This is a genomic window from Citrobacter sp. TBCS-14, assembly GCF_005280805.1.
Lineage (GTDB): Bacteria > Pseudomonadota > Gammaproteobacteria > Enterobacterales > Enterobacteriaceae > Citrobacter > Citrobacter gillenii.
Genome location: NZ_SZWM01001083.1, coordinates 217 through 509 on the forward strand (window position 1 = coordinate 217; position 293 = coordinate 509).

Genomic DNA, 293 nt, shown 5'->3' on the forward strand with positions numbered 1-293 from the left:
CGCAAAGCCAAGACCCGCCGCGCGCGCCGGAACATTCAGCGACATCTCCGAGAAGGTGTGATGCAGAATCGACCCGCTCGCTGAGATATACGCGTAGGTCAGGATATAGAGAACGAAAGCAATCGAGATGCCGTTCACCACGTTCCAGCCTTTGCCCAGCAGATCTTTCGTGATGGTGTCAAAACTGGAGCCAATGCGGTAATTGAGGTTAGCTTCAAGGATCATCAGCCCGGAGTGCAGCATGCAGAACCAGGTGAAGATCAGCGCTGCCATTGACCAGAAAAACCACGCCC

General features: G+C 54.6%; 1 pseudogene. It reads right to left on the reverse strand.

Features of this window, described 5'->3' with window-relative positions:
* Positions 1-293 (reverse strand): annotated as a pseudogene (locus FDX22_RS32000) (aromatic amino acid transport family protein); the annotation flags it as partial.